This is a genomic window from Rhodococcus sp. IEGM1428 (assembly GCF_050321865.1).
Lineage (GTDB): Bacteria > Actinomycetota > Actinomycetes > Mycobacteriales > Mycobacteriaceae > Rhodococcoides.
In genome coordinates this window covers 754,363-779,917 of the sequence record NZ_JBNQFW010000002.1, presented here as the reverse complement: position 1 = coordinate 779,917, position 25,555 = coordinate 754,363, and the positions used below count along the sequence as shown (strand labels likewise).

The following is a 25,555-nucleotide window of genomic DNA, read 5'->3' as shown; positions in this document are numbered from 1 at the left end:
CTGTTGACAGTGACAGTGCAATGGGTCACACTCGTGGTGTTGACAGTCGACGGTCACTTGGACGAGTTTGAAACCAACACCTCAGCAGGAGAGTCCCCATGAGCACAGATGCTCTGCAGATGCGCGGACCGGTCCACGGCACGAAAGACGCAAAACGCGTCGCCGTCGGATCTTCGGTCGGTGCCGTCATCGAAACGTACGACTTCATCGGCTTCGGCACTGCCGCCGCCCTGTACTTCGGAACCGCATTCTTCCCCGGCTCCAACTCCGTCACCGGCACACTGGCGGCCTTCGCCACCCTCGGCGTCGGCTTCGCCGCCCGCCCCCTCGGCGGCATCGTCGGAGGACACCTGGGCGATCGCGTAGGCCGTAAACCCGTGCTGGTCGGCTCCCTCATCCTTATGGGCATCGCCACCTTCGCCATCGGCCTGCTGCCCACCTACGCCCAAGCCGGCATCATCGCGCCGATCCTGCTCGTGGTGGTACGCATCATCCAAGGACTCGCCTTCGGTGCCGAATGGGGCGGCGCGATCCTCATGAGTTACGAACACGCCCCGTGGCGCAAGAAAGGCAAGTTCACCGGCATCGTGCAGGCAGGCTTCCCGGTCGGGCTACTGCTCGCCAACCTCGTCTTCCTCGGAAGCGTGCACCTCGGCGGCGACTGGGCCTGGCGAGTGCCCTTCTTGTTCAGCATCGTCCTGGTCGCAGTCGGCCTGATCATTCGCTCGAAGGTTCCCGAGTCGCCGGTGTTCGACGACGTCAAGGAGGCCGGCGTCTCCAAGTCTCCGATCAAGGAGGCCATCAAGCACGACTGGCGAAACATTCTGCGTGGCATCGGTCTTCGCATCGCCGAGACTGCGGGATACGCAGTGTCCGTCACCTACATGATCTCCTACCTGCACACCCAAGAACTGGCGACCACCTCCGAGACCATCACCGCACTCTGCATCGCCTCGTTCATCGGCATCTTCGCCACCACCGGCTGGGCCGCTCTCACCGACAGGATCGGACGACGCCCCCTCTACATCGCGGTGTGTACCTTCGCCGCACTGTTCGGAATACCGATGTTCCTTCTGGTGAACACGGGCCTGTTCATGTTCGTCATCGCGACCATCGTTCTCGCCTACGCCGTCTGCCAGAATGCACTCGCCGGCTCGCAGGGTGCCTGGTTCCCCGAACTGTTCGACGCCTCCCGCCGGGCATCGGGAGCTTCACTGGCGTACCAGATCTCGGCCATGGTCTCCGGCTTCACTCCGTTCATCACCACGTTGCTGTTCGTCTGGCTCGGGTGGCTCGGACCGGCCCTGCTGTTCATTGTCTACGCCCTCATCGGGCTCGGCTCCGCCATCGCCACCAAGGAAACCTGGGGCCCCACCGAGCGACGCCTCGCAGCACAGGCAGGACTCGACACCCCAGCGGGTTTTCCGGCCTCCACTCGCGCAAAGGAACTACTGTGAGCACGACAACCGAAGCAACACAGCATGACTCGACATCAAAGATCGAACGCGCAGCCAAGTTCGCGTACGATATGCGCCACCACGTCATCGACATGGGCGAGGCGCAGGGGCAGGGCTACGTTGGGCAGGCCCTCGGTGCCGCAGACATCTTCGCCGCCGTGTACGCCGATAGGTTGAACTACCGGGCCGAGGATCCCGAATGGGCCGAACGAGACCGCTTTCTGCTCTCCACCGGCCACTACGCCATCGGCCTCTACGCCGCCCTGGCCGCGGCGAATATCGTGCCGGTCGCCGAACTCGAGACGTACGGCTCGGATGAGTCCCGACTCCCGATGTCCGGAATGGCCACCTACACACCGGGTATGGAGATTTCCGGTGGTTCGCTGGGCCATGGACTGACCGTCGCAGTGGGAATGGCACTCGGACTCCGCCATCAGAATTCCGCGTCGCGGGTATTCAACTTTCTCTCCGACGGCGAACTGGACGAAGGTTCCACCTGGGAGGCGGCGATGGGTGCCCATCACCACCGACTCGGCAACCTCATCGCCATGGTCGACATGAACGCGCTCCAAGCGGACGGACCGACAGCAGGTGTGCTCGGTATCGAGCCCGTCCACGAGAAGTGGGCCGCGATGGGGTGGAACGTCTACCGCGTGAACGGGAACGATCCCGCGGCCCTGTCTGCCGCATTCGACTCTGCCTGCGCCGCAGCCGAGCCCGTCGGAACACCCTCGATCGTCATCTGCGACACCAAGATCGGCTACGGAGTCCCCCTGCTCGAAAACCGGGAGAAGGCGCACTTCATGCGCATCGACGAGAGCGAGTGGAGCATCTGCCGCGACCAGTTGACCGAGCGTTTCACCGACCAGACCTACCTGCAGGAAAACGAGGTTCAGGCATGACCACCACCACTCCCCCGAAACTCAAGACATCGGCGATGATTGCCTCGTTCGTCGATCCCGGCCAACGCACCGCCGACGCCCCCTTCGGTCACGCCTTGGTCGAGGCCGCGCAGAACAACGACAAGATCGTCGGCCTCAGCGCCGACCTAGCCAAGTACACCGACATGCACATCTTCGCCCAGGCCTTTCCCGATCGCTTCTTCCAGATGGGCATGGCCGAGCAACTACTCCTCGGAGCCTCCGCAGGTATGGCCGAGACCGGACTGATCCCGTTCGCATCGACGTACTCGGTGTTCGCGGCCCGTCGGGCATACGACTTCCTGTGCCTCGATATCGCCGAGCCCAATCTGAACGTCAACATCATCGGCGGCCTGCCCGGACTCACCACGGGATACGGACCGAGTCATCAGGCCACCGAGGACATCGCCATCTTTCGTGGGATGCCGAACCTGACGATCGTCGATCCGTGCGACTCGGTCGACATCAGCCAGGCCGTGCCCCAGCTCGCCGCCTCCGACGGGCCGACGTACCTGCGCTTGCTCCGAGGCAAGGTGGCGACCGTGCTCGACGAGTACGACTACACCTTCGAACTCGGCAAAGCCAAGGTCATCCGCCCAGGCAGCGATGTGGTGCTGGTATCGAGCGGACTGATGACGATGCGCGCCCTGCAGGCAGCGAAGAATCTGGAAAAGCACAACATCGACGTCGCCGTGGTACACACCCCGACGATCAAGCCCTTCGACGCCGACACCGTTCTCGCTGAACTGGATACTCCGCGGTTGGCATTCACCTGCGAGAACCACACCAAGATCGGCGGTCTCTTCGAGACCGTCGCCTCGGCCATCGTCGAGCGCGGACTGGGGAAGAAGGTGGGTGCGATCTCCTTACCCGATGAGTTTCTTGCTGCAGGTGCCCTGCCGACGTTGCACGATCGCTACGGTCTGTCGACGTCCAGTATGGAAGCTCGCATCATGACAGAACTCTGACACGAACGACGTCACAGTCCGAGAGGTCGTCGACGCCGGACGTACACTCACTGTCAACAGCTATCAGTCGACTGTCTGCAGTGAGACGTCATCGACGAAAGGAGCCCCCGCCATGGGGCAACCCGGCGCACTTCTCGGACTGCAGAAGACCAACCTGCGTCAGCAGGCGGTCACCGCTCTGCGGTCTGCCATCACCAGCGGTGAGCTTCGTCCCCGCAGTGCCCTGGTCGAGACCGAACTGTCCGAGCGCCTGCAGATCAGTCGGGGAACTCTGCGCGAGGCCCTGCGCCAGTTGCAGCAGGAAGGCCTAGTCGTCGCCGGCGCTCGCGGACGACTGCACGTACGTCATCTCGATACCAAGGAGATTCAGGACATCTTTTCGGTGCGAGGCGCACTCGAGGGCTTGGCCGCAGCCGAGATCGCTCGACATCCCGAACGCCCCCGCATCGTCGCAGAACTACGCGCAGCACTCCAACTGCTCAATCAGGCCCCGAAGGACGAGACACTCGACGACCGCATCGAGGCCGACCTCGACTTCCATCGCCTGCTGTGTCGATCCGCCGACAACGAGACCCTGCTTCATTCCTGGACCAGTCTCGAGGGTTCGATCCGCATGTCGATCATGTACGCGGGACGTGATCGCGCCCTGGGCAACATGGATGCCGACCGCCACCACGAGATGGTCGACGCCATCGAGGCCGGGGTGCCCGACGACGCAACGGCTGCGGTGCGCGACCACATGATGTGGGCCGTCGGCAACCTCGTTGCGTAACTGCTGAATGGCTCAGCTGCTGACAGGACCGTTCATCAGACGATCCATCGCTTGACCGGGCGCGACGAGACAGCGCCGTGTCGAACATGGTGAATCCGTGGAATGCGCCAGGCCAGCAATGGAATTCGGTTCTGTTACCTGCTGCCAGAAGTCTGCGGGCGTAGTCGATACCCTGATCGCGTAGGGGGTCGAGTTCGTTGACGGTGATATAGGTCGGCGGCAGGCTCTCGAGGTCTTGTCGCCGCGCCGGTGACGTGTGTTCGTCAGCAACCAGCCCTCCGAGATAGTGCTGCCAACTCAGAACCGCATTGCCGGTGTTCCAGAACACGGCGTCGACGCCCTGTTTCATCGACGGCGAGTCGGCTCTGTCGTCGAGTGCCGGTTCGATCAGTGCCTGCATCGCCAGTCTCGGACCGCCGCTGTCACGAAGTTCCAAGGCAGTGCACGCGGCCAGACACGCTCCGGCACTGGTTCCCAAGAGACCGATCCGCGCCGGGTCACCGCCGATGCTGTCGGCAGCATCGACCGCCCACTGCACCGCGGTGACACAGTCGTCAACGGCTGCGGGATAGGGGAATTCAGGGGCCAACCGGTAGTCGACGGCAACGACGACGCACTGCAGCGCAGCCGCGAGACCTGCGTTTCCTTCATCGTTCGAGGAAGCCGAGCCCAATGCGAAACCGCCGCCGTGCATTTCGACCACGATCGGCAGCGGCCCGCTGGTCACCCTGCGCGGACCGGTGATCCGAACACCGACGGTGTGCCCGTCGAAATCCGCACTCGCGTTCGACACAACAACGTTCGCAGACAGAGGCTCCGGGCCGCTCGTCGTCGTGGCCCGAGCAGCAGTGATGTCGCGAAAGTCCACGGCCGGAACCTCCTTCACCACACGTTGCAGCTCTGGATCGAGGTCGTCGATGCGCATACATTCCACAGTAGGTGTTGTCCCCGCCATTCATTGCAGACGCCGTTAATTGTCGGCGCGGTATGGTGGGTGGTCACGAGTACAGGTATCGAAAGGCACGACGAATGAGCGCACACGACCCCGCCCTGACTGCCCTTGCGCAGAATTGGCTTGCGCTTGCCGTCCTGCACGGACGTATCGAAAGCCGCATCGAGCGAGCGCTGCAGACCAACCACAATCTCAGCGCGCGTGAATACTGGTTGCTCGACGTCTTGGGCAGGCAGCACGACGGGGTCGGCGGTCACCTCCAGATGAAGCAGGTGGCCGACGCCGTCGTACTGAGCCAGAGCGCGACGACCCGCCTGGTCACTCGGCTCGAGGATCGGGGGCTGCTCACGCGGTACCTGTGCCCCACCGATCGCCGCGGTATCTACACCGACGTCAGCGAAGAAGGCCTGGCCCTGCTCGAGGCAGCGCGGCCGACCAACGATGCGGCGTTGCGCGAGGCTCTGGACGAAGCATCCGACGAGCCGGATCTCGTCCCGTTGGTCGACGCCGTTCGACGCGCCGAGGGCTGATTCACTCCACCTGTTCCACGGCTGCTCTGGTGGCGTCGGCTACCAAGGGGTTCATGGCCGGCGAATCTTCCACCCCCGACGTCGTCGCGCTGAGCACGACCAGCAGGACCCTCTGCCCGTCCGGTCCGAAGAGCAGTCCGGCATCGTTGGAGACGCCGTAACTTCCGGTGCCGGTCTTGTCGGCCGAAGTCCATTGCGGCGCAATGCCAGCCCGGAACCGGGCGGTGGACGTCTCGGTGTCGCCCATCCACTCGAGCAGCTGCTTGCGCGAAGCCTCGGTCAGAACATCGCCGTCGAGCAGGGTTCGGTAGCCGGCGGCCAGCGAGTTGGGTGTCGTGGTGTCCCGTGGATCACCCGGGATTGCCGTGTTCAATTCCGGTTCGGTGCGATCGAGGCGAAACTCGGTGTCACCGAGTGATCGTGCGAAATCGGTGAGTGCTGCGGTGCCGCCCGCCTCGCGAATCAGTAGATTGCCGGATGTGTTGTCGCTCTTGGTCAATGCGGCCGCTGCCAAATCTGCGATGGTGACGACCGAGCCTGGTTCCCAATCGACCGCCGATTCGGGCACCTTGTCCTCGGCTGTGATCGTTCTGGTGTCGGTGAGCTGTAACCTGCCCGCATCGACTGCGGCGAGTACGGCACCGACGGCATACACCTTGAAGGTGGAGCAGAACGCGAAACGTTCGTCGCCGCGGTAACTCTGACTGGAACCGGTCGCGAGATCGAGCACATTGACGCCGAGCCGTGCAGTGTCCCTGGCCTCGAGTTCGAGATAGTTCTGTTCGGCCGAGGCTTGTTCGGTGGTGGACTGGGCGGTGCTCGCGGCCGTCTGCGGCGGTTCGGTGGTGGCCGTCGAGGAACAGGCCACTCCGGCAGTCAGCGCCGCCGCTGCGATCACGGTGATCAGTCGGGTGGATGTCGAAGTACGCATGGGGTCATGCGATCACACCCTCTCGCCTCCGAGCCAAGTCCCGAGGCATGGCTTCGTCATTCCACTTCGGTATCGCGGCAGGTAGACGTGTTTCAATAGGTCGGTGGATCTTGTTCGCCATCTCGAGTATTTCGTCGCCGTCGCCGAGGAACGCCACTTCGGTCGCGCAGCGGCGGCTCTGGGCGTGACGCAGCCACCGGTGTCTCGGGCGATCAAGACCCTGGAGAAGCACCTCGGTGTCGTACTCGTGGAGCGGACACCCGACGGTGCCGCCATCACCGAGCACGGGGCTGCGCTGTTGCCACGGGCCCGCTTGATCGTCGACGACGCACGCCGATTGACCACCACGGCAGAGTCACTCACCGCGTCCGAGACGGTCCGCATCGGCCTCATCCCCCAGCTGGACGATGCTCTGGCCGCACGTATCGCCGCGTCCGTCGGAGTCCAAGCACGGGTGGAGACCGGCGGTGCACTGTCTCTGCTGGACCGGGTGCGATCACACGAACTCGACGTTGCCGTGATCGATCACCCGGTGGTACTCGATCGACTGGTGGCCGGACCAGTAATTGCGTTACCCCGGCGGGTCAGCGTTCCTGTCGGTCACAGGTCGGCCCGAGCGGCGCGGCCGCGACTGACCATGTTGTCCGACCTCGCCTTCGCCACCACGCCGCGGGCTGCGAATCCACCTGCACACGACCTGCTGCTCGATGCGTTTCGGCGCCACGCCCTCGATCCAGAGGTGTTCGTTGCGAACACCTTTCGCGCTGTCACGATCAGCGTTGCGTCAGGTCGATGTTTCGGGCTCGTACCTGCCGCGAGTCCGGTACTGCCTGGCACCGAACATCTCGACCTCTCGTCCGACGACGTTGCCCTGCGAGTGCGGATCGTGCGCCGCAACGACGAGGCCGAGTCTCTGGTGAATCTCATCGACCGAATCCTGTTGCAGGCCGACAAGTGAATACGACCGACGAACAGCTGCGCGCCGTATTCGCCGACGCAGGCTGTCTTGGTTGGGTACGCGCCGAGCGGATCGACGGCATCGGCACGGCCGTCGAGTACGAGGGAGACGACCCCGTCGTCGCCGCGTCGGTGTGGAAGATCGTGCTGCTCGTTGCCGCTGCGCGTGCGTTCGACGAAGGATCCTTGACTGCAACCGATTCGGTGCGACTCGTTCCGGCACAGTGCAGTCCCGGGCCGACCGGCATCTCGAGTTTCGCGGATCCGGTGACCATGAGTTGGCGGGACATCGCACGCTCGATGATCACCGTCTCCGACAATGCCGCTGCCGACGCACTTCTCGGCGCAGTGGGGCTCGATGCACTCACCCGAGTGATCGACGATCTCGGACTCGAACACACGCGCATCGTGGGTGGCACGAAACAACTGGGTGATCAGATCGTCCGGGATACCGGCCGGTTGAACGCGGACGAAGCGGTGGGCCTACTGGCCAGCAACTACACGGTGGTCGACAGCTCGGGTTTCGATCCGGCGTACACCTCGTGCACCACACCTCGTGACAGCAACACCGTTCTGCGCTCGATCTGGCTGGGCACCGCGGCATCGCCGGCGCAGTGCCTCTACATGAAAGCGGTTCTGGCTCAGCAGGTATGGCCGCACAGAATTCGCAGCGGAATCCCGTACCCGGATGTGCAGGTCGCGGGCAAGACCGGAACCATCGGGCCCATTCGCAACGAGGTTGCCGTGGTGTCGTTCCCAGGCGAGACGCCCGTCGCGGTGTCGGTGTTCACCAGGGCAGCGCGGATGGACCTGTACCTCCCGCTGGTCGATCAGGCCATCGGCCATGCGGCCAGAATCGCAGTGACGGCGGTACGTCAGGCACCGCACTCGGGAACGCCGTGACCGGATCGGCACCACGTGTTGACGCCGGGAGCGTCGCCCAGATCGTAGGTCATCAACACGCGGGTGTCGTTGAACCCGATACTCGGCGAGGCCTCGAATCGTTTGCCCTCGTGCAGGGTTCCGCCCAGCCCGTCTCCGGCCAGGAACGTGCGCTCCAGCAGCGTGACGACCACGCCGTCTTCCTTGTCGTCACCGATCGGTGTGTAGGTGGCCGTCCAGGTTTCGACGTCGCAGCAACTCGCTCCGGTGGTGAACGTGCTGCTCGCCGGGTCGGGATCGAGGTGAAGAATGCTTGCGTGCCGCTGCCAATCCCCCATGATCGTCGACGCGAGGTCTCCATCGGGGTTCGATACAGGAGGAATCTGCGGCTGCACCGGATCCTGAACGGGCGGCTCGACCGCCACAGGCTGAGAAGGGGGCGCAGCAGCGGTCGGTGCAGGTACCGACGCGTCGATCGGCCCTGATCCATCGCCGGTATCCGGTTCATCGGCCGCCGGACTCTCCGATGGCGCGTTCTCGACCGGAGCCCCTGGTTGGGCACCGCCCACCTGGGTGGACGTCGCTACTGCCTGCGGGGCGGGCCGAGCGTCATTGTCGCCGCAGGCCGTCAGGGCGGCCATGGCCACCACCGTCAACAGGGCGGATCCGATCGAAGAACGCACTCTCATGACGACTCCCCACTCGCGACGAACATCGTGCCCGGTCTATCGCCTCGGGCACCACTCCGTTACTTGCGCTAAGCAGGTCACGCTTGGGTAACAGTGTTCCTCAGCGCTGAGCGCTCACTGCGCGGTCCATGTCGGATCGCGCTTCTGCAGGAATGCGGTGATTCCTTCGACGACGTCCTGGGTGGTGGCGAGTCGATCCAATTCCCGACGGTTCTGCTGCCACGATTCTTCCTCGTGCGCGATGGTGCCGTCGGAGATGCGTCGAGCGAGCCGCTTGGATGCGCGCACCGCGAGCGGCGCGCCCTCCGCGCACAGGCGGGCGAGATCGAGTGCCGTACCGAGAACGTCATCGGGCGCGACAACCCTGTTGACCAGCCCCCATCGTGCGGCCTCCTGTGCGGAGATCGGCTGGCCCGTCAAGATCATCTCCAGCGCAACGTGTTCCGGCACTGCGGACATCAGCCGAAAGGCACCGCCTGCACCGGCGACGAGTCCGCGGCGGATCTCGGGTAGGCCGAATACGGCCGTGTCAGAGGCAACGACCATATCCGAGGCCAGAGCGATCTCGGTTCCACCTCCCATCGCGGACCCGTTCACCGCCGAGATGACGGGAACCGAAATCGGGTGTTGGACAATCCCGGCGAACCCCCAATGCCCGGTCTCGGGCGGGGTCACCGCGCCGGGGCCTCCGGTGCCGAGGGCTTTCAGATCCGCACCCCCGCAGAAGGTCGCCGATCCCGCGCCGGTCAAGACGATGGCACGGATGTCGTGGTCGGCCTCGCCCGACTACCAGGCCTGCCCGAGCAGCGTATGCACGCGTGCGTCGATGCTGTTGGCAGCCTTCGGTCGGTTGATCGTGACGACGAGTACATGACCTTCACGCCTGGTCAGTACAACAGGTTCGATGCTATCGGCCTCGGACACGAATGTTCCCCTCGTTCGACTCGACACTGACTGTTGCTCCGATGATTTCGCGTGCAGGTTCGCCTCGATGGAGGGACAACGCATGCGCACTGGCCGTATCGCCGGGTGCCGTCTGGGCGGCAACGCGTCGTCCGCGCTCGTCCCTCCCGACGAGGAAAGCCTGGTTCGGTTCCTGCTGCCGTGAATGCTCGACGGAGACAGTCTCCACCACAAGATCCCCGTCCTCGACAGGTGCTCGAGGCGGATCCGATTCCAGTACTGCGGGTTCGGAATTTCCGATGTAGCCGAGCGGATGCTGTTCGGCACCCAACAGCACGGAGTGGTGGTAGGTCAGATATCCACCGTTCGCGTGCACCAGCGCACAGCTCTTCCCGCCACGAATCTCCCGAACCGATGCGGTGATCGAATGCAGCGAATGACTACTGAGAGGTCCGCCGAAGGAAGAATGGCCACCGGTCTCTGTGGGAATCAACGACTTCGGCGTTCCGAGGTGACGTGTGGCCAGGGTCGGCACGATCGGAAAGCAGCTGTAGACGTCCAACACGTCCAGTTGCTCGACCCCGATCTCCGCGCCGTGCAACGCGCGATCCATCGCGTCTTCCATCGCTGGGGACCGGCCGAAACTACTGCGGTCGAGAATGTCGACCGTGTCCTCGGCACCGGCACCGCCCCAGACGTACACGATGTCGCTCTCGGGCACACCACGTTCGCGAGCTTCGGCCAAGCTCGTCACCACGATGCACGCCGCCTGGTCGACGAACGGCATGGCGTTCATCGACAGCGGATACGGCTCGCACACGATGCGGTTCTTCGGTGACGGCGTGCCGATGTCCGCAGCCGTCCGCGCTCGCCCGTTCCATGAGTACGGATTCTTCTCGGCAACAACGGAGAACGTCGCATACAGCTCGCTGCATTCGGCCTGCCGTGCCTCCGGATCCAGGCCGGACTCGAAGCGAAATCGGCTCTCGAACAACGGATAGATCCGGACCGGTGAGATCAGACCGGCCTCTTGCATTGCAGCGCTGCCGAGTTGGTCGAGGTCGAAGGTGGGTGGACCGCCCGGATCCGTGCTCCACCCACCGTCGTCGACGGGGTCTCGACCGGCCTTGACCAGTGCGCTCATCGAGGCCTGGGCTTCACCGCCCGCGATCACCGCCACCGTCGACTCTCCGGAAGCAATGCGCGCGGCCGCGCGATCGAGAAGTCGCGCAGGCCATTGCCCACCGATCGGAGCGTCGAACACGTCTGCGGGTGTGGCACCGAATCCACGTGCCAGCGCCGCGGCGGGACTGGCGTAGGCCCAGCTGGCGATATGACAGAACGCGATGCTGTCCGCGCGGCGAATCCACGGCTCCGACGTCGGCGAGTCCCGGAGTGCCGCAGTCGCAGCGAGCGTGATCAGTTCCATGGGTTCGACGCCCATGGGTTCGCCGCGGCCGCTTGTTTCACCGATAGCCACGATCACCGGAACACGTGTCGGATCCACCGTCGACGCCTCGTGGCGTGCAGAACTCATGACCGGAAACCTATTACAGACAGAGATTGTCTGCAATGCCGTCAGGTGCGACAATTCGAGGGTGACCGACGAAGCCACGAGCCGACGGGGACGTCCTCGCGATCCACATCTCGAAGACCGCGTCTACGACGCGGTGCTCGAGGTGTACTGGGAAAAGGGGTGGTCCGGCTTCACACTCGACGCCGTCGCCCGCCGCGCTTCGGTCGGGAGAGCCGCGCTCTACCGACGCTGGGAATCGAAGGGAGCCTTGGTCGTCGATGCACTGGAAGCCCGAAGTCCACTCGCGACGCCGATCGACCTCGGCACGCTGCGGGCAGATCTCGTCGAGCTCGCAGTGCAGCTTCTGCAGGGTTACCGAGGGACAGCCGGGCTGGTCAGCCTGAGGGTCGCCCTCGATGCGCGGGTGCACCCCGACCTACTCGGCCGAATGATGGAGACGCTCAACAAGAGCCGTCTGGTCGCGGCGCGCCTCATCGTGCATCGAGCTCAGAGTCGAGGCGAATTGCCCGAGTCCGCCGATACCACCCGAATTCTCGAACTGGTGACCGGTGCGGTGTTCAGCCACGTCATCTTCTCGCATCGCACCGGTTCCGATCGAGGCGACACCGAGGACCGCGTCTACGCAGAGAATCTGGTCGACGCGGTCCTCGATGGTGTCGGCGCGACATGACACGAACGGCCGCCGAGTCTCATGGACCCGGCGGCCGCAAACGAGGTGCTTCTTCTATTCGTTGTAGCCGAAGATTGCGTTCCAGGCTTCCTGGTCGTCGGCAGAGTTCTCGATCGACTCCGACTGCGTGATTCGGTTGACCTTGGGGTCGGTGAACTTCGGCAGTTCGATTCCGCGGATCACCGGCGGGTCGATGTCGTTGCGCACCGAGTACTCACCGAGATCGCTGAAGACCTGCTGTCCCCTCTTGGAGAGGTTCCAGTTCATGAATACCTGAGCGGCCGCAATGTTTTTCGCTGTGGATGCAACACCGGTGTAGTAGTCGTAGGCGGTGAGTCCCTCCTCCGGTACCACGAAGTTGACCGGCGCATTCTCGTTGTTGGCGATGTTGACGCTGCTCACCACGACGGTCCCTGCTTCGATCTCACCGCGAGCGAGCGCATCGAGCTGAGCTCCGATGGAGTCGAACACCCTTGCCTCCGAGGAGTATTCACGCAGGTAGTCGTCGCCGAGTACCTCACGCTGGAACCGAGTCAGTGCCAGTGCACTACCGCCGGCTCCGGCCTGAGCGATACCCAGATTGCCCTTCCACCGATCGTCGAGAAGATCCGACCAGGACGCCGGCCTGTCGTCGCCCTCGATGAGCGCACTGTTGTAGCCCATCGTGTAGATCGGGTCGAAGGTGCGGTAGTAGTTGCCGCCGTCGAACACCACGTCGTCCTGTAACTCGCCGGCCGTGGGCGGTGTGTACGGCTGGAACACACCCCGCTCGCTGAGTCCGCTGACGAAGCCGGCATCGGAGATTCGCACGACGTCCGCGTCGAGACGACCCGCGCCGTACTCGGCCACCAGTCGCTCGTACAGCCGGTTCGGGGTGAGCCGCACGAGCTTGACGTCGAGTCCGGTGTCCTTCTCGAAGTTCTTCAGCACCGTGGCCTCGGTGACCGCGGTGTAGCCGCTGTAGAGGGTGATGCCACCCTCGGCCTGGGCCTGCGTCCACAGATCCGGATCGGCGATCTGTTCGCCGTCGATGACGAGGCCGTTGTCGGTGACGATCTCCTCTGCCGCCCGAGCCAGAGCGGGGCGTTCGGGTGGCGGTGAGCAGGCCGTGGCCGTTGCCACTGCGACACCGAGCGCGATTGCTGTGACCAATTTTCTCATCAGACAGTTTCCTTGGATCCGAAGCGACGCGAGAGGATTGCGAGCACACCGATCACTACGCAGTACAGCAGGCTCAACTCGGCAGCCGACTGGAACGAGCCGTTGTCGTAGGCGTCGAAGATCGCGATCGACAGCAAACGGGTGTCGGAGGTGAACAGGAACAGCGCGGCGGTGAGCTCACGCATGGACAGCATGAGCAGCAGCAGGAAGGTCGAGGACAGACCGACCTTGAGCAGCGGAGCGGTGACGAACGAGATCGCCCGGTGCCGCCGTGCACCCAACATGACGGCGCTGTCTTCCAAGTCCTTGTCCAACTGGATGATCGACGCAGAGACACCGCGGTAGCCCTGCGGAATGGTGACAGCAACGAAGGCGATCACCAGCACCGCGAGTGTTCCGTAGATCGGCAGCGGAAGCGCAAGCCACGTCCACAGCAGACCCAGGCCGAGCACGATGGCAGGAACGGCCAGCGGCAACATCGCCAGGTACTCCAACAGCTTTCGGCCCGGAGCGTTCGTGCGGTACCTCGTGTACGCCAAGGCGAAGCAGAACGCGGTGCCGATAGCGGCGGTGGCGACACCGACGATGACGCTGTTGGTCATCACGCTGTGGAAGTCGGCACTGCGCAATGTTTCTCCCAGCCCCCAGAACGACAGCGCTCCCGAGTCGAAGAGCTGACCGATGTTCGCGACGTACGGGCTGGTCTGGAGAGCAGCCAACACCAGGGCGACGAGCGGCAGGAGGACGGCCAGGGTGAAGTACACCCACGCGAACACTGCAGCCGGGATGCGCCATGCGCGCAGCGGAACCTGACGCGCCCGAACACCTTTGCCGCTGACTGTGGTGTATTCCTTGCTGCTCATCGCGCGCTGCTGGAAGGCGACGACGGCGACCAGCAAGACGGTGAGAACCACTGCGACAGCGGCGGCGTCGTTGCCGCGGGCGGGCGATGCGTTCATCAGTCGATAGATCAGGGTCGGCAGGGTGTCGACTCCGCCGGGCACACCGATCACCTGTGCCACCGGGAAGTTCTCCACGGTGAGCGCGAAAACCAGGATTCCCGAGCCGATCACGGCAGGCATGACGAGCGGGAACGTGATCTTGCTCAGCATCTTCGTCAACTTCGCACCGTGCAGGCTGGCGGCGTCCTCGAGGTCCGGATTCATCAACGAGAGCGCGGAGTGGACCATCAGGAACGGATACGGCGCGTAGTAGATGCCGAGGATGAAGATCATCCCGCCGAAGCTGTAGATGTCGATGAAGCCGGGCAGACCGATCGCGGTCAGCACCAGGTTGATGTAACCGGTGGCCGGCCCGGCCAGCAAAGCCCAGGCCAGTGCACCGACGAGCGCCGGGAGGAAGAGCGGCGCAATACCGATGCCGTAGATCATCTTTCGACCCGGAACGTTGGTACGTGCTGCCAGGAAGGCGAGCGTGCACCCGATCGCCAGCGCGACGATCGAGGACCCGATGCCGACCAGAGCCGAATTCCACAGAGCGCTCTGCGCGGTCGAGGATCCGAGCAGCGAGAAGTTGTCGAGGGTGAAGTTACCGAAGTCGAACAGCGATGTGCGCTCGGCGTTGTCGGTGAATGCGCCCATCACGATGAAGAACATCGGGAACAGCACGATCACGGTGAGCAGAGCCAACTGCAGAAGCGTCGGAATCCACTTCTTCAGACCCGGCCTGCGTTGGGGTGTCGGAGTGTCGACCGGCGGCTTCGTCGTGCTGACGGGCCTATTGTCGGTGGGGGCGCTCATACCGGCACCGCCTCGGAGAGGCGATCGTCGACGAGAACCTGAGCTCCGCCGGCTACTGCTGTGACCCGTGCGCGCTCTCCCATTCCCAGGATTCGGCTGGCGTGTCCGGTGGCGACGGCTTCGATCTCGGGGCCGTCGTCGAGTGTGACGCGGTATCGAATGGACGCACCCTGGTAGCTGGCGACATCGACTGTGCCCATCCAGGACTGACCCTCGGGCTCGGCATCGTCCAACGGGGTGACCAACAGATCCTCGGGCCGCAGGCACACCACGACGGGCCCGTCGGCCGCCGACGCCGCACCGACCGACACTGCAATCTGCCCGAAGTCCGTCAGCTCCATCGTCGAGCGCGGCCCCGAGGCAGGCGTGGCGCGGAAGATGTTGCCGACACCGAGGAACTCGGCCACCGAGGCGGACATCGGTGAGGTGTAGATGTCCTCGGGGGTACCGATCTGCACGATTCGGCCGTTCTGCATCAACGCGATTCGGTCGGCAAGGGCGAACGCCTCGACCTGATCGTGCGTGACGTAGACGGTGGTCAGTCCGAGTCGGAGCTGAAGCTCTCGCAGTTCCATCCGAAGTCGTTCGCGCAGTCGTGCATCGAGGTTCGACAGCGGCTCGTCGAGGAGGAGCACGCTGGGGCGCATCACCAAGGACCGAGCCAGCGCCACCCGCTGCATCTGACCACCACTGAGCAAGCTCGCTCCGCGGTGGGCCATTTCACCCAACCCGACGAGGTCGAGGGCCTCCAGGACGCGCTGGTTCATCTCGGTCTTGTTGACCTTCTGCATCTTCAAGGAGAACGACACGTTGTCGAATACAGTCCGGTGCGGCCACACTGCGTAGGACTGAAAGACCATGCCCACGTTGCGTTTGTGCGGGGGGATCGTCTTATTGGTGTTCGAGTCGTGGACGACGCGATCACCGATGGTGATACGGCCGGCGCTGGGGGTCTCGAGCCCTGCCACACAGCGCATCGTGCTCGTCTTACCGCAGCCGGACTGCCCCAGCAACACCAGGGATTCTCCGTCGGCGATCTCCAGGTCGAGGTCGCGGACAACAGTGTTTCCCGAGTAGGCGAGGCTCAGATTCTCGATGCTAACCTTCATGATCTTCCTTTTCTTCAGTCGTCGAAGCCGTGTTCACAGGTCGAGCTATACGATCGAAAGTGCCTTCGCCGCAGCGGAAACGAACAATTCTGCCGTCGCGATCCGTCGTGCAGCGCGGTGCAGGGTCACGCTGGTGAGGTTGCCGTCCGCAGCGATGTCGACGTCGACGGCCAATACACCTGCCGGCGTCCCCAGACGCAGGGTCGAGCTGGCGGCACCGTGGACGACCCGATCGACCACACCGCCGCGTACGGTTGCGGCAGCGGCCACCGCGACCGCCGACGTCAGGCCGATGGACGGGTGCGGTGCCATCATCGAGAGCATGCGTACGCACACGTCGTACTCGTCGGCCGAGACGAGCGTTCCGTCTTCGAGGTGGTAATCCACCGGCGGAGCGATGATGCCGACCTTCGGCACTGCGTGGGTGATCGGATCCTGCGGGCGCGAAAGCCCCATGAGCAGTGCTGCAGTACGGCGCAATTCGACCAGTAGCGGAACACGTTCCGTCAGTTCGGCGGCGGTCTCGGCTCCGGTCATACCCAGGTCGGATGCATCGAACAACGCAGCGGGAGCGCCGGCGACCACCATGGTGCCGCGGTACTGCGATCCATGTAGCTCCACGGTGTCCTCCACCGCCCCGGTGGGGAGCAGCCGAGTGCGATCGGTACCCAGATCGATGAACGTCAGTCCGACCGGAACGCCGAGGGCCGACGTTCCGGCAACCTGAGCCGACCCCTCGGACGGAACGACGCCGCCCGGGGTATCGACTTCGGTGAGCAGCACGGCACCGGTGTTGCGGTTACGAAGCCGCACGACGGTGGTGACCGGATCGATCGCCACCAGTCCTTGCTGAAGTGCGTACAGGCCGATCGCGGTAGCGCAATTGCCACAGTTGCTTCCCCACTCCACCTTTCGGTCACCGATGGCGACCTGAGCGAAGAGGTAGTCCACGTCGATTCCGTCCTCGGAGGACCTGCTGACGATGGCCGCCTTCGAGGTGGTCGAACTGCCGCCACCGACGCCGTCGAGCTGCCGGGGGTCGCCGGATCCGAAGGCGGAGACCAGAATCTCGTCCAGAGACCCCGCTTGTTCGATCAGTGGCTCGACGTCGACGGAGCTGAAGAGCCAGCACTTGCTGGTCCCGCCCCTCATCCACGTGCCACGCAGTGAATACATCCTCGGATACCTTCCGATCGTTACTCTCGAAAACGTTCTTGGAGTTGAACATTCGAGGGAGCATGCGGTCATGTGACACAGCTCTCGTGCGATTGCTGTACATAGCCTGCATCACACCGCCGTCGAGTACAATTACGAAAAAGTCGAGATCCCTTAACTTTCACTTAAAGGTGGTTCGATCATGTTCGACACCCGACGCCTATTGCTGTTGGTCGAGGTGGTGCGCACCGGGTCCATCACCGGGGCCGCAACTCGATTGAGCTTCACCACATCTGCGGTGTCGCAACAATTGAGCAAGCTCGAGCTCGAAGCCGGCCAACCCTTACTGGAGCGACACGCTCGCGGGGTGCGCCTGACCGAGGCAGGCGAAGTTCTGGTCCGGCACGCCGAGCGCATCGAAACTCAATTACTCGCTGCGCGTAACGAACTCGAAGATCTGTCCGGCCTCCGCGCCGGTACATTGAGAATAGGCACGTTTCCGACGGCCGGTGCCAGCTTGCTACCACCGGTGGTGAAGCTGTTCAAATCACGCCATCCCGCCGTCGCACTGACGGTGCGCAGCTCGCGGTTCGCCGGGCTGCGGGGAATGCTCGACACCCGTGAGGTGGAGCTGTCCCTGCTCTGGGATTACGAGTGGGCCAGAATCACCGACTCGGATTTGACGGTGCACCAGCTCATCGTCGACCCACCGATGCTGGCCGTTGCAGTCAATCATCATCTTGCCGAACGTGATTCGGTAGACATGACAGAGCTGGAGCACGAGCAGTGGATCACCCGGGAAGACACTCATCCGGTCGGTGCCGCGCTCGAGCGCGCGTGCCATACTGCAGGCTTCTCCCCCACCGTCTCGTTCGCCGCGAACGACTACCAGGAAGCGCAGGCAATGGTGGCGGTGGATCTGGGCGTCTCGTTCGCGCCGCGCATGGCGCTGTCGAACATACGAGACGATGTGCGATTGGTCCCGTTGACGGGCGCGCCCTCACGTCGGATATTGTTGGCGCACTTGGCAGAACAGAAGCTCTCGCCGAGCGCGACCGTACTACTGAGAATTTTCCAGGACGTCGCCGCGCGGTTCTGAGGCCACGAACTCAAGCGGAGTGTGCACCGACCAGAGCGGGCATCGGCACCACGAAGAGGTCTGCGGTTGCGATACGTCGGACTGCGCGATGAAGTGTGACCGCGTGCAGCAATCCGTCGTGGTCCACGTTGTAGTCGACGTCGAGCACCCCGGCCGCTGTGCCGATGCGGAGTGATCCGGGCCAACCGATGCGGGCGTTGTCGGTGACCACACCGCCCTCGACCGTGGCGGCCGCCGCCACTGCCACCGCCGAGGTGAGCCCGATGGCCGGGTGCGGTGCCATCATCGACAGCATGCGTACCGAGATGTCGTAGTCGGCGGCGGCAACATGCTCACCCGTGGTGGTCACGTAGTCTCGCGGCGGGCCTACGATCCCGACCTTCGGAATGGCATGCGAGACGGGTTCTTCGGGTTTACTCAGCCCCATCCGCAGAGCGGCCTGTCGGCGTAGCGCGATGAGGGTGGGGACGTGAGCGGCGACGGCATCGTTGGTCTCCGACCCGTCCAGGCCGAAATCGGCGGCATCGAACAGTGCGGCGGGCGCACCCGCTCGAACGAACGTTCCTCGAAAGTCTCTGTCGCCTAGAGTGACTCGATCAACCTCTGCGCCGGTGGGAAGCATCGTCACTCGGTCCGAGGCCGGATCGGTGAAGGTCAACCCCACCGGAACACCGAGAGCTGTGGTGCCGGGGACGGATGCATCGCCCTCTGCAGGAATGCGTCCGCCGGGCGTAGCAATCTCCGCCGCCAGAATCGCGCCGGTGTTCTCGTTACGCATCCGTACCACGGTGACGTGGTCGTCCACGGCGACGAGACCGGTCTGCACTGCGTAGAGACCGATCGCCGTCGCGCAGTTTCCGCAGTTGCTGCCCCACTCCACGGTGCGGTTCTCGATGGCGACCTGAGCGAAGAGGTAGTCGACATCGATATCGGGTGCGCTCGAGCGTCGTACGATCGCTGCTTTGGAGGTGGTGGAGCTGCCTCCACCGACCCCGTCGAGCTGACGAGGGTCACCGGAACCGAAGGCCGCGGTCAGGATGTTGTCGAGACCGCCCGCGTCGGCGATGTACGGGTCGATGTCGACCGCGTTGAACAGCCAGCACTTGCTGGTGCCTCCACGCATCCACGTTCCACGAAGAGTGAACATCTGATGTGCCTTCCGATCAGGATCCGATGCTTCCACCCTGCGACAGAGGATGCTCAAGCACAATTACGAAATATGTTCATGTCGTGCAGCAACGCTTAACGCTTCTGCTCGGTCAGAACAGGGCGGGAACGACGACCAGGATCAACCAGCACAGAGCCGGCGCGATGGCCACGACGACCCCTGCATTGAGCAGCAGCTGACGGTAGAAGCGCGGGCGCTCGATGTTCTGTGCGTTGGCCAGCACGAGTGCACCGTTGGTCGAGAAGGGCGAGACGTCGACGACGGTGGCCGAGATGGCCAGAGCAGCGACGACACCGACGACCGGCAGTGCACCGGTGCCCAGCAGCGGCATGGCGAGCGGGATGACGGCGGCCAGCAGCGCAGTGGACGACGCGAACGCCGAGGTGATGCCGATGACGTAGCAGAGCACGATGGCCACGATGATCGGAGCGCCGATGGTGATCGCCATTTCGGCCAGGTGATCGATGGTGCCGACTTCCTGCAGGATCGAGATGTAGGTGACCATGCCGGCGACCAGCAGAACCGTCGACCAACTGATGTCTGCGATGGCCTCGTTCTGCTTCTTGAGATCCGTGAACGCCAGGACTGCTCCGGCTCCGATGGCGATGAAGCTGATCGGCAGGTGCAGTACGAGAACGAGCACCAGGAGTGCGCCGATGAGGAACAGCGTGAGCTTCTGCACGAACGTGACCGGGGCCGGCGCGTCGACCAGCGTGGTTGTTTTCGGACGAGTGAGAACCGCAGTGCTGCCGCCTGCCGTGCTGCCACCGCCGGTGCCGCCACCGGTGGGGACGGGCGTCTTGACCGGTGATCCGCCCACCGGGCCGCTGCCGGGTGCGGGACTGTTGGAGCCTGTCGCGGTGTACTCGAAGCCCTTCACACGGGCCAGGGCTGCGTAGCCGACGACCGTCAACACCGAGAGCAGCAGGTTGATGCCGTAGCTGGCGAAGAACAGCGTCCACGGGTCGAGCGCGAGGCCGTTGTTCTCGACGATGTCACGAACCAGAACGCCGGAAACGGAAATCGGGGAGAACGCTCCTGCGTGGGCACCGTTGATGACCATGATGCCCATGACCAGCGGGCTCATACCGGTTCGCGCTGCGAATGCCATGGCTGCAGGAACGATCAATGCGACGGCGGCGGGGCTGAAGGTGCCCAGCGCCGTCAAGACCGAGGCGACGAAGAAGAAGACCCACGGAACGACGGTCACTCGGCCGTGTACCGCTCGAATGCAGCTGTTCACCAGTAGATCGATGGTGCCGTTGCGTTTGGCCATACCGAAGAAGTAGGTGACGCCGACGATGGTCAACACGATCGAGCTGGGGAACTCGTTCAGGATTTCCTTGTCGTCGAATCCCAGTGCGAAGTACCCGACCACGAAGGCACCGATGAAGCCCAGGATGCCGATGTTGATCGGAAAGAAGGTTGCGATCACGAACATCGCAACCAATGCGATGAGCGGGAGGATCTCGATGGAAGTCATGGGCGTCTTTCAGGTGGTGGTAAGTGCTCGGTTACATCCGCACTCGAACGTTGTCCCTGTCACATTATTGACGCCGGGCTTTTAGGACAATATCGTTTTGCTACCTATTCGTTTAGCTGAGCTGAAAGATATACGCATGAACCACACATTCGACGTAGTGACGTTGTTCCTTCTGCTCGACATCGCCGAGGCCGGCTCTCTGACTGCAGGTGCCGAGCGTGCGAACATGACCCCGTCCGCGGCGTCCCAACGCATCAGCAAACTCGAACACGGCATCAAACAGCCGGTGCTGACCCGACTGCCACGCGGCGTCCAACTCACCGAAGCCGGCGAAATTCTCACCAGCCGCGCCCGCCTGTTTCGACGGGAGATGCGTGCGGCGAGCGGCGACCTCGAAGCAATCCGGGGGCTCGAACGCGGTTCGGTTCGGCTCGGCTCGTTTCCCACGGTCAGTGCGTCGCTGCTCTCCGACGCGTTGAAGGACTATCACTCGCGGTGGCCCGATGTCGAAGTTCGGGTTCGATCGGCGGTACGCCCACAGTTGCTCGACATGCTGCATTCGAGCGAAATCGACTTGGCGCTGCTGTGGAGCTACGCCTGGACGGAGGAGGCAGAACGATCGCTGTCGCTCGAGCCACTGATGGAAGACCAGACCGTACTGCTGCTGCCGATCGACGACGATCGACTGCAGCACGACGTGTCGCTGCACGATCTCGAAAGCGCGCGGTGGATCATCCGCAGCAACGATCACCCGGCTGCCGAAGTTCTCTACCGCAGTTGTCGCGTAGCGGGTTTCGAGCCCGACGTCGTGTACGAGGCCCACGACTACCAGGAGATCGAGGCCATGGTGGCCGCGGGCGTCGGCATCGCGATGGTTCCTCGTTTGTCGGTGGTGCATCACCGACCCGACGTGACCGCGATCGCTTTCCCGGAATCGGATCGGGTTCCCACCCGCGTCATCTACATCGCGTCACTCGCTCGGCGTCAGTACACCCCGGCGATGTATGCGATCTCGACCGCACTGAGAGGTGCCGCCGAGCGTATTGCGGCTGCGACTACAACAGTTCCCTGATGGCGTTCTCGAACCCGGTGACGTGTTCGAGGGTCAATTCCGCTGCGGTGTCGGCGTCGCCGTCGATGATGGCCTGCAGCAACACGACGTGTTCACGAACGTGGCCGGCGACGTTCGGCAGTCGGTCGAGGAACAGACACCAGATGCGGGTGGCGTGGGCGTCGAGGCTGACCAGGATGTCTTCGAGGTGCGGGTTTCCCGACGCCCGATAGATTTCCCGATGCACGGCAACATCTTTGCGCAGCACCTCACGTGAATCGTCGGTGTCGTCGATGCTCGCGATGGAGGCCGCGAGTTCTGCCAACCGGTCCCGCGCCGCCCGCGTGGCCGTGCGTGCCGCACGGGCCGACGCCGCAGGCTCGAGCTGCTTACGAATTTCCGAGATGTTGGCCAGGTCGGTCATGTCGACGGCGGTCGCGAAGGTTCCGCGACGGGGGTACGCAACAACGAGTCGCTCGCGTTCCAGTCGTTTGAGACCCTCACGAATGGGCGTGCGCCCCAGGCCCAACTGCTCGGCCAAGCGGTCGTCGTTGATGGGTTCGCCCGGACGAATTTCCAGCATGATCAGCTGCTCACGCACTATTTCGTACGCTCGATCGGCGTTGGTACCGGCAGACTGCGTTGCATCGATCACCGGTGGAATTCCGATTGTCATCTTGTCTGCTCACTCCCGGTCGATGCCCCGCCCTTGACGGCTCTGCGTTGTGATCTTACTCTATTGGCATCTTGATATATCAGTTCCAGATCATTGATCTTCCAGAAGGGCGGCCATCTTGACGCAGGACTTCGCACCGACGGCGACGGCACCGCACCCGAGAGGCGTGACGAACCGCGTACTCGCCGATCTCGATCCCGAGGTGCACCGCGCGATCAGTGCCGAGCTCGGCCGTCAGCAGAACACGCTCGAGATGATCGCCAGCGAGAACTTCGCGCCGCTGGCCGTGATGCAGGCACAGGGCTCGGTTCTGACGAACAAGTACGCCGAGGGCTACCCCGGCCGGCGCTACTACGGCGGTTGCGAAAACGTCGACGTCATCGAGCAACTCGCCATCGACCGGCTCAACGCCCTGTTCGGATCGACGTTCGCCAACGTGCAGCCACACTCCGGCGCCCAGGCCAATGCCGCTGCGATGGCAGCACTTCTGCAGCCGGGCGATTCGATTCTCGGTCTCGCACTCGCCCACGGCGGACACCTGACGCACGGCATGAAGCTGAACTTCTCGGGCAAGCTCTACGACGTCTCGGCCTACCACGTCGGCGAGCACGACCATCTCGTCGACATGGAAGAGGTGGAGCGCCTCGCCCACGAGCACCGCCCCAAGCTGATCATGGCCGGGTGGTCCGCCTACCCGCGTCACCTCGACTTCGCCGAATTCCGCCGTATCGCAGACGACGTCGGCGCGTACCTGATGGTGGACATGGCGCACTTCGCCGGTCTGGTCGCCGCAGGCCTGCACCCGTCACCCGTACCGCACGCACACGTGGTCACCTCCACCACGCACAAGACGCTCGGTGGCCCACGCGGTGGTGTGATCATCACCAACGATGCCGCTCTGGCGAAAAAGTTCAACTCGTCGGTCTTCCCCGGCCAGCAGGGTGGACCGCTCGAGCATGTCATCGCAGCCAAGGCAGTGTCCTTCAAACTCGCTGCCGAAGAGGACTTTCGGGAGCGGCAACAACGCACCCTCGAAGGTGCGAAGATCCTGGCCGACCGACTGCTGACCGACGACGCAGCAGCCGCAGGCATCGATGTGGTCTCGGGCGGCACCGACGTCCATCTCGTTCTCGTGGATCTGCGCACGTCCGAACTCGACGGCAAGCAGGCCGAGGACAGACTGCATCACGTGGGAATCACCGTGAACCGCAATGCAGTTCCGTTCGATCCACGCCCGCCCATGGTCAGCTCCGGCGTTCGCATCGGCACCCCGGCCCTCGCGACCCGCGGCCTGGACGCCACGGCGTTCGCCGAGGTTTCCGACGTCATCGCCCATGCATTGCGTCCCGACACCGACGACCGCGGACTCGATGCACTGCGCATCCGGGTCGAATCCGTTGCCGCGCAGTTCCCTCTCTACTCCGACCTGACGGAAGGCTACCGATGACCGCCCCCGCAACCCCACCGGGCGCACATCTGCCCGATCACCCTGACTTCCTGTGGCGCAACCCCGAGCCCAAGAAGTCGTACGACGTCGTGATCATCGGCGGCGGTGGACACGGCCTGGCCACCGCGCACTACCTCGCCAAGAACCATGGCATCACCAATGTGGCTGTGCTGGAGAAGGGATGGCTCGCCGGCGGAAACATGGCTCGCAACACCACCCTGATCCGGTCGAACTACCTGTGGGACGAGAGCGCACGCATCTACGAGCACTCGCTGAAGCTGTGGGAGGGCCTCGCGGACGACCTCGACTACCCCATCCTGTTCAGCCAGCGCGGCGTCCTCAACCTCGCGCACAGCCTGCAGGACGTGCGTGACAGCGTGCGACGCGTCGAGGCCAACCGGCTCAACGGCATCGACGCGCAGTGGGTCGACCCCGACGAAGTCAAGAAGTTGTGCCCGATCGTCAACATCTCCAGCGACATTCGCTACCCGGTACTCGGCGCGACGTACCAGCCGCGTGCCGGCATCGCCAAGCACGACTACGTCGCCTGGGGATTTGCTCGACGTGCCGACGCAGCCGGTATCGACATCATCCAGAACTGCGAGGTCACCGGCTTCACCACCGACGGCAACCGCGTCACCGGGGTCAAGACCACGCGCGGCGACATCGCCACCGGCCAGGTCGCTCTGTGCGCGGCCGGGCACACCTCCACTCTGACGGACATGCTCGGCATCAAGACTCCACTGCAGAGCCATCCGCTGCAGGCCCTGGTCTCGGAGTTGCTCGAGCCGGTCCATCCCACGGTGGTCATGTCGAATGCCGTACACGTGTACGTCTCTCAGGCGCACAAGGGCGAACTGGTGATGGGCGCAGGAGTCGATTCGTACAACGGTTACGGCCAGCGCGGTGCGTTCCACATCATCGAACGACAGATGGCCGCTGCGGTCGAGTTGTTCCCCGTCTTCGCTCGCGCACATCTCCTGCGCACCTGGGCCGGCATCGTGGACGTGTGTCCCGACGCCTCCCCCATCGTCGGACGCACGCCGTTCGACAACGTGTTCCTCAATTGCGGTTGGGGTACAGGCGGATTCAAGGCCACCCCCGGTGCCGGTTGGTGCCTGGCCGACACCATCGCCAACGACGAGGTGCACGAGTACATCGCACCGTTCAGTCTGGACCGATTCGTCACCGGCGCGCTGGTGGACGAGCACGGTGCCGCAGGCGTAGCTCACTAGTTTCTGCGCCCCGACACACGCAGCACCCGAACGAGAATCTTGG

22 protein-coding genes and 2 pseudogenes are annotated in these 25,555 nt (G+C 63.8%); 12 read left to right on the top strand and 12 right to left on the bottom strand.

Features of this window, described 5'->3' with window-relative positions:
• Positions 1–98 precede the first annotated feature (98 nt).
• The 4 genes from ACQR3T_RS12245 (at position 99) to ACQR3T_RS12230 (ending at position 4,117) form a co-directional block, all read left to right on the top strand.
• Positions 99–1,457 carry an MFS transporter gene (locus tag ACQR3T_RS12245; RefSeq protein ID WP_428693577.1) on the top strand — a complete coding sequence of 453 codons (1,359 nt, stop codon included), beginning with the start codon at positions 99–101 and terminating at the stop codon, positions 1,455–1,457.
• A 71-nt stretch (positions 1,458–1,528) separates the two neighbouring features.
• A complete protein-coding gene (locus ACQR3T_RS12240) occupies positions 1,529–2,359 on the top strand; it encodes a transketolase (RefSeq protein WP_254925529.1) in 831 nt (276 codons plus the stop codon).
• A complete protein-coding gene (locus ACQR3T_RS12235; RefSeq protein WP_094620381.1) occupies positions 2,356–3,345 on the top strand; it encodes a transketolase family protein in 990 nt (329 codons plus the stop codon). The genes ACQR3T_RS12240 and ACQR3T_RS12235 overlap by 4 nt, the downstream gene beginning before the upstream one ends.
• A gap of 112 nt (positions 3,346–3,457) precedes the next feature.
• Complete coding sequence (locus tag ACQR3T_RS12230) at positions 3,458–4,117, top strand: GntR family transcriptional regulator (protein WP_094620380.1); 660 nt, start codon at positions 3,458–3,460, stop codon at positions 4,115–4,117.
• A 100-nt stretch (positions 4,118–4,217) separates the two neighbouring features.
• Here the strand turns inward: ACQR3T_RS12230 and ACQR3T_RS12225 are convergent.
• Positions 4,218–5,042: pseudogene (locus tag ACQR3T_RS12225) on the bottom strand (alpha/beta hydrolase); the annotation flags it as partial.
• 104 nt (positions 5,043–5,146) lie between these two features.
• Between ACQR3T_RS12225 and ACQR3T_RS12220 the strand changes: the two are divergent.
• On the top strand, positions 5,147–5,599 hold the full coding sequence (locus tag ACQR3T_RS12220) for a MarR family winged helix-turn-helix transcriptional regulator (RefSeq protein ID WP_032377685.1): 453 nt from the start codon (positions 5,147–5,149) through the stop codon (positions 5,597–5,599).
• Between the two features lies 1 nt (position 5,600).
• Here ACQR3T_RS12220 and bla read toward each other — a convergent pair whose 3' ends face one another.
• Positions 5,601–6,530, bottom strand: coding sequence for a class A beta-lactamase (bla, locus tag ACQR3T_RS12215; protein ID WP_428693576.1), 930 nt, complete (start codon positions 6,528–6,530; stop codon positions 5,601–5,603).
• Between the two features lie 103 nt (positions 6,531–6,633).
• Between bla and ACQR3T_RS12210 the strand changes: the two genes are divergently transcribed.
• Positions 6,634–7,488, top strand: coding sequence for a LysR family transcriptional regulator (locus ACQR3T_RS12210; protein ID WP_428693575.1), 855 nt, complete (start codon positions 6,634–6,636; stop codon positions 7,486–7,488).
• The gene (locus ACQR3T_RS12205) at positions 7,485–8,390 is read left to right on the top strand and encodes a serine hydrolase (RefSeq protein WP_428693574.1); all 906 of its coding nucleotides are present in this window, start codon (positions 7,485–7,487) and stop codon (positions 8,388–8,390) included. Before ACQR3T_RS12210 ends, ACQR3T_RS12205 begins: the two co-directional genes overlap by 4 nt.
• Here ACQR3T_RS12205 and ACQR3T_RS12200 read toward each other — a convergent pair.
• The 3 genes and pseudogenes from ACQR3T_RS12200 to ACQR3T_RS12190 form a co-directional block, all read right to left on the bottom strand.
• On the bottom strand, positions 8,363–9,058 hold the full coding sequence (locus ACQR3T_RS12200; RefSeq protein ID WP_428693573.1) for a hypothetical protein: 696 nt from the start codon (positions 9,056–9,058) through the stop codon (positions 8,363–8,365). The two genes, ACQR3T_RS12205 and ACQR3T_RS12200, sit on opposite strands and share 28 nt — an antisense overlap.
• Positions 9,059–9,172: 114 nt before the next feature.
• Positions 9,173–9,964: pseudogene (locus ACQR3T_RS12195) on the bottom strand (enoyl-CoA hydratase/isomerase family protein).
• A 1-nt stretch (position 9,965) separates the two neighbouring features.
• Complete coding sequence (locus ACQR3T_RS12190) at positions 9,966–11,498, bottom strand: acetyl-CoA acetyltransferase (protein WP_428693572.1); 1,533 nt, start codon at positions 11,496–11,498, stop codon at positions 9,966–9,968.
• Between the two features lie 61 nt (positions 11,499–11,559).
• Here ACQR3T_RS12190 and ACQR3T_RS12185 point away from each other — a divergent pair, with 61 nt between their 5' ends.
• Positions 11,560–12,168: a TetR/AcrR family transcriptional regulator gene (locus tag ACQR3T_RS12185; RefSeq protein WP_032378413.1), complete on the top strand. Its 609-nt coding sequence runs from the start codon at positions 11,560–11,562 to the stop codon at positions 12,166–12,168.
• Positions 12,169–12,222: 54 nt separating this feature from the next.
• Here the strand turns inward: ACQR3T_RS12185 and ACQR3T_RS12180 are convergent, their stop codons facing one another.
• The 4 genes from ACQR3T_RS12180 to ACQR3T_RS12165 are packed head-to-tail and all read right to left on the bottom strand — an operon-like array spanning position 12,223 to position 17,374.
• Positions 12,223–13,329, bottom strand: a complete 1,107-nt coding sequence (locus ACQR3T_RS12180) for an ABC transporter substrate-binding protein (RefSeq protein WP_428693571.1) — start codon at positions 13,327–13,329, stop codon at positions 12,223–12,225.
• The gene (locus tag ACQR3T_RS12175; RefSeq protein WP_428693570.1) at positions 13,329–15,089 is read right to left on the bottom strand and encodes an ABC transporter permease; all 1,761 of its coding nucleotides are present in this window, start codon (positions 15,087–15,089) and stop codon (positions 13,329–13,331) included. The genes ACQR3T_RS12180 and ACQR3T_RS12175 overlap by 1 nt, the downstream gene beginning before the upstream one ends.
• Positions 15,086–16,198, bottom strand: coding sequence for an ABC transporter ATP-binding protein (locus ACQR3T_RS12170; RefSeq protein ID WP_032377692.1), 1,113 nt, complete (start codon positions 16,196–16,198; stop codon positions 15,086–15,088). Before ACQR3T_RS12170 ends, ACQR3T_RS12175 begins: the two co-directional genes overlap by 4 nt.
• A gap of 45 nt (positions 16,199–16,243) precedes the next feature.
• Positions 16,244–17,374 (bottom strand): PrpF domain-containing protein, encoded by a 1,131-nt coding sequence (locus ACQR3T_RS12165; RefSeq protein ID WP_428693569.1) that lies wholly within the window; start codon positions 17,372–17,374, stop codon positions 16,244–16,246.
• Positions 17,375–17,555: 181 nt separating this feature from the next.
• On the opposite strand from ACQR3T_RS12165, the gene ACQR3T_RS12160 reads away from it, so the two are divergent.
• Positions 17,556–18,452: a LysR substrate-binding domain-containing protein gene (locus ACQR3T_RS12160; RefSeq protein ID WP_428693568.1), complete on the top strand. Its 897-nt coding sequence runs from the start codon at positions 17,556–17,558 to the stop codon at positions 18,450–18,452.
• Positions 18,453–18,462: 10 nt separating this feature from the next.
• Here the strand turns inward: ACQR3T_RS12160 and ACQR3T_RS12155 are convergent, their stop codons facing one another.
• A complete protein-coding gene (locus ACQR3T_RS12155; protein ID WP_428693567.1) occupies positions 18,463–19,599 on the bottom strand; it encodes a PrpF domain-containing protein in 1,137 nt (378 codons plus the stop codon).
• 112 nt (positions 19,600–19,711) lie between these two features.
• Positions 19,712–21,103, bottom strand: a complete 1,392-nt coding sequence (locus ACQR3T_RS12150; protein ID WP_032377695.1) for an SLC13 family permease — start codon at positions 21,101–21,103, stop codon at positions 19,712–19,714.
• A gap of 136 nt (positions 21,104–21,239) precedes the next feature.
• Between ACQR3T_RS12150 and ACQR3T_RS12145 the strand changes: the two genes are divergently transcribed.
• Positions 21,240–22,175: a LysR family transcriptional regulator gene (locus ACQR3T_RS12145; RefSeq protein ID WP_428693566.1), complete on the top strand. Its 936-nt coding sequence runs from the start codon at positions 21,240–21,242 to the stop codon at positions 22,173–22,175.
• Here ACQR3T_RS12145 and ACQR3T_RS12140 read toward each other — a convergent pair.
• Complete coding sequence (locus tag ACQR3T_RS12140) at positions 22,159–22,830, bottom strand: GntR family transcriptional regulator (RefSeq protein ID WP_032377697.1); 672 nt, start codon at positions 22,828–22,830, stop codon at positions 22,159–22,161. The two genes, ACQR3T_RS12145 and ACQR3T_RS12140, sit on opposite strands and share 17 nt — an antisense overlap.
• Positions 22,831–22,996: 166 nt before the next feature.
• Here ACQR3T_RS12140 and glyA point away from each other — a divergent pair, with 166 nt between their 5' ends.
• Complete coding sequence (gene glyA / locus ACQR3T_RS12135) at positions 22,997–24,277, top strand: serine hydroxymethyltransferase (RefSeq protein WP_428693913.1); 1,281 nt, start codon at positions 22,997–22,999, stop codon at positions 24,275–24,277.
• Positions 24,274–25,512, top strand: a complete 1,239-nt coding sequence (locus ACQR3T_RS12130; protein WP_032367894.1) for a sarcosine oxidase subunit beta family protein — start codon at positions 24,274–24,276, stop codon at positions 25,510–25,512. The genes glyA and ACQR3T_RS12130 overlap by 4 nt, the downstream gene beginning before the upstream one ends.
• Positions 25,513–25,555 lie beyond the last annotated feature (43 nt).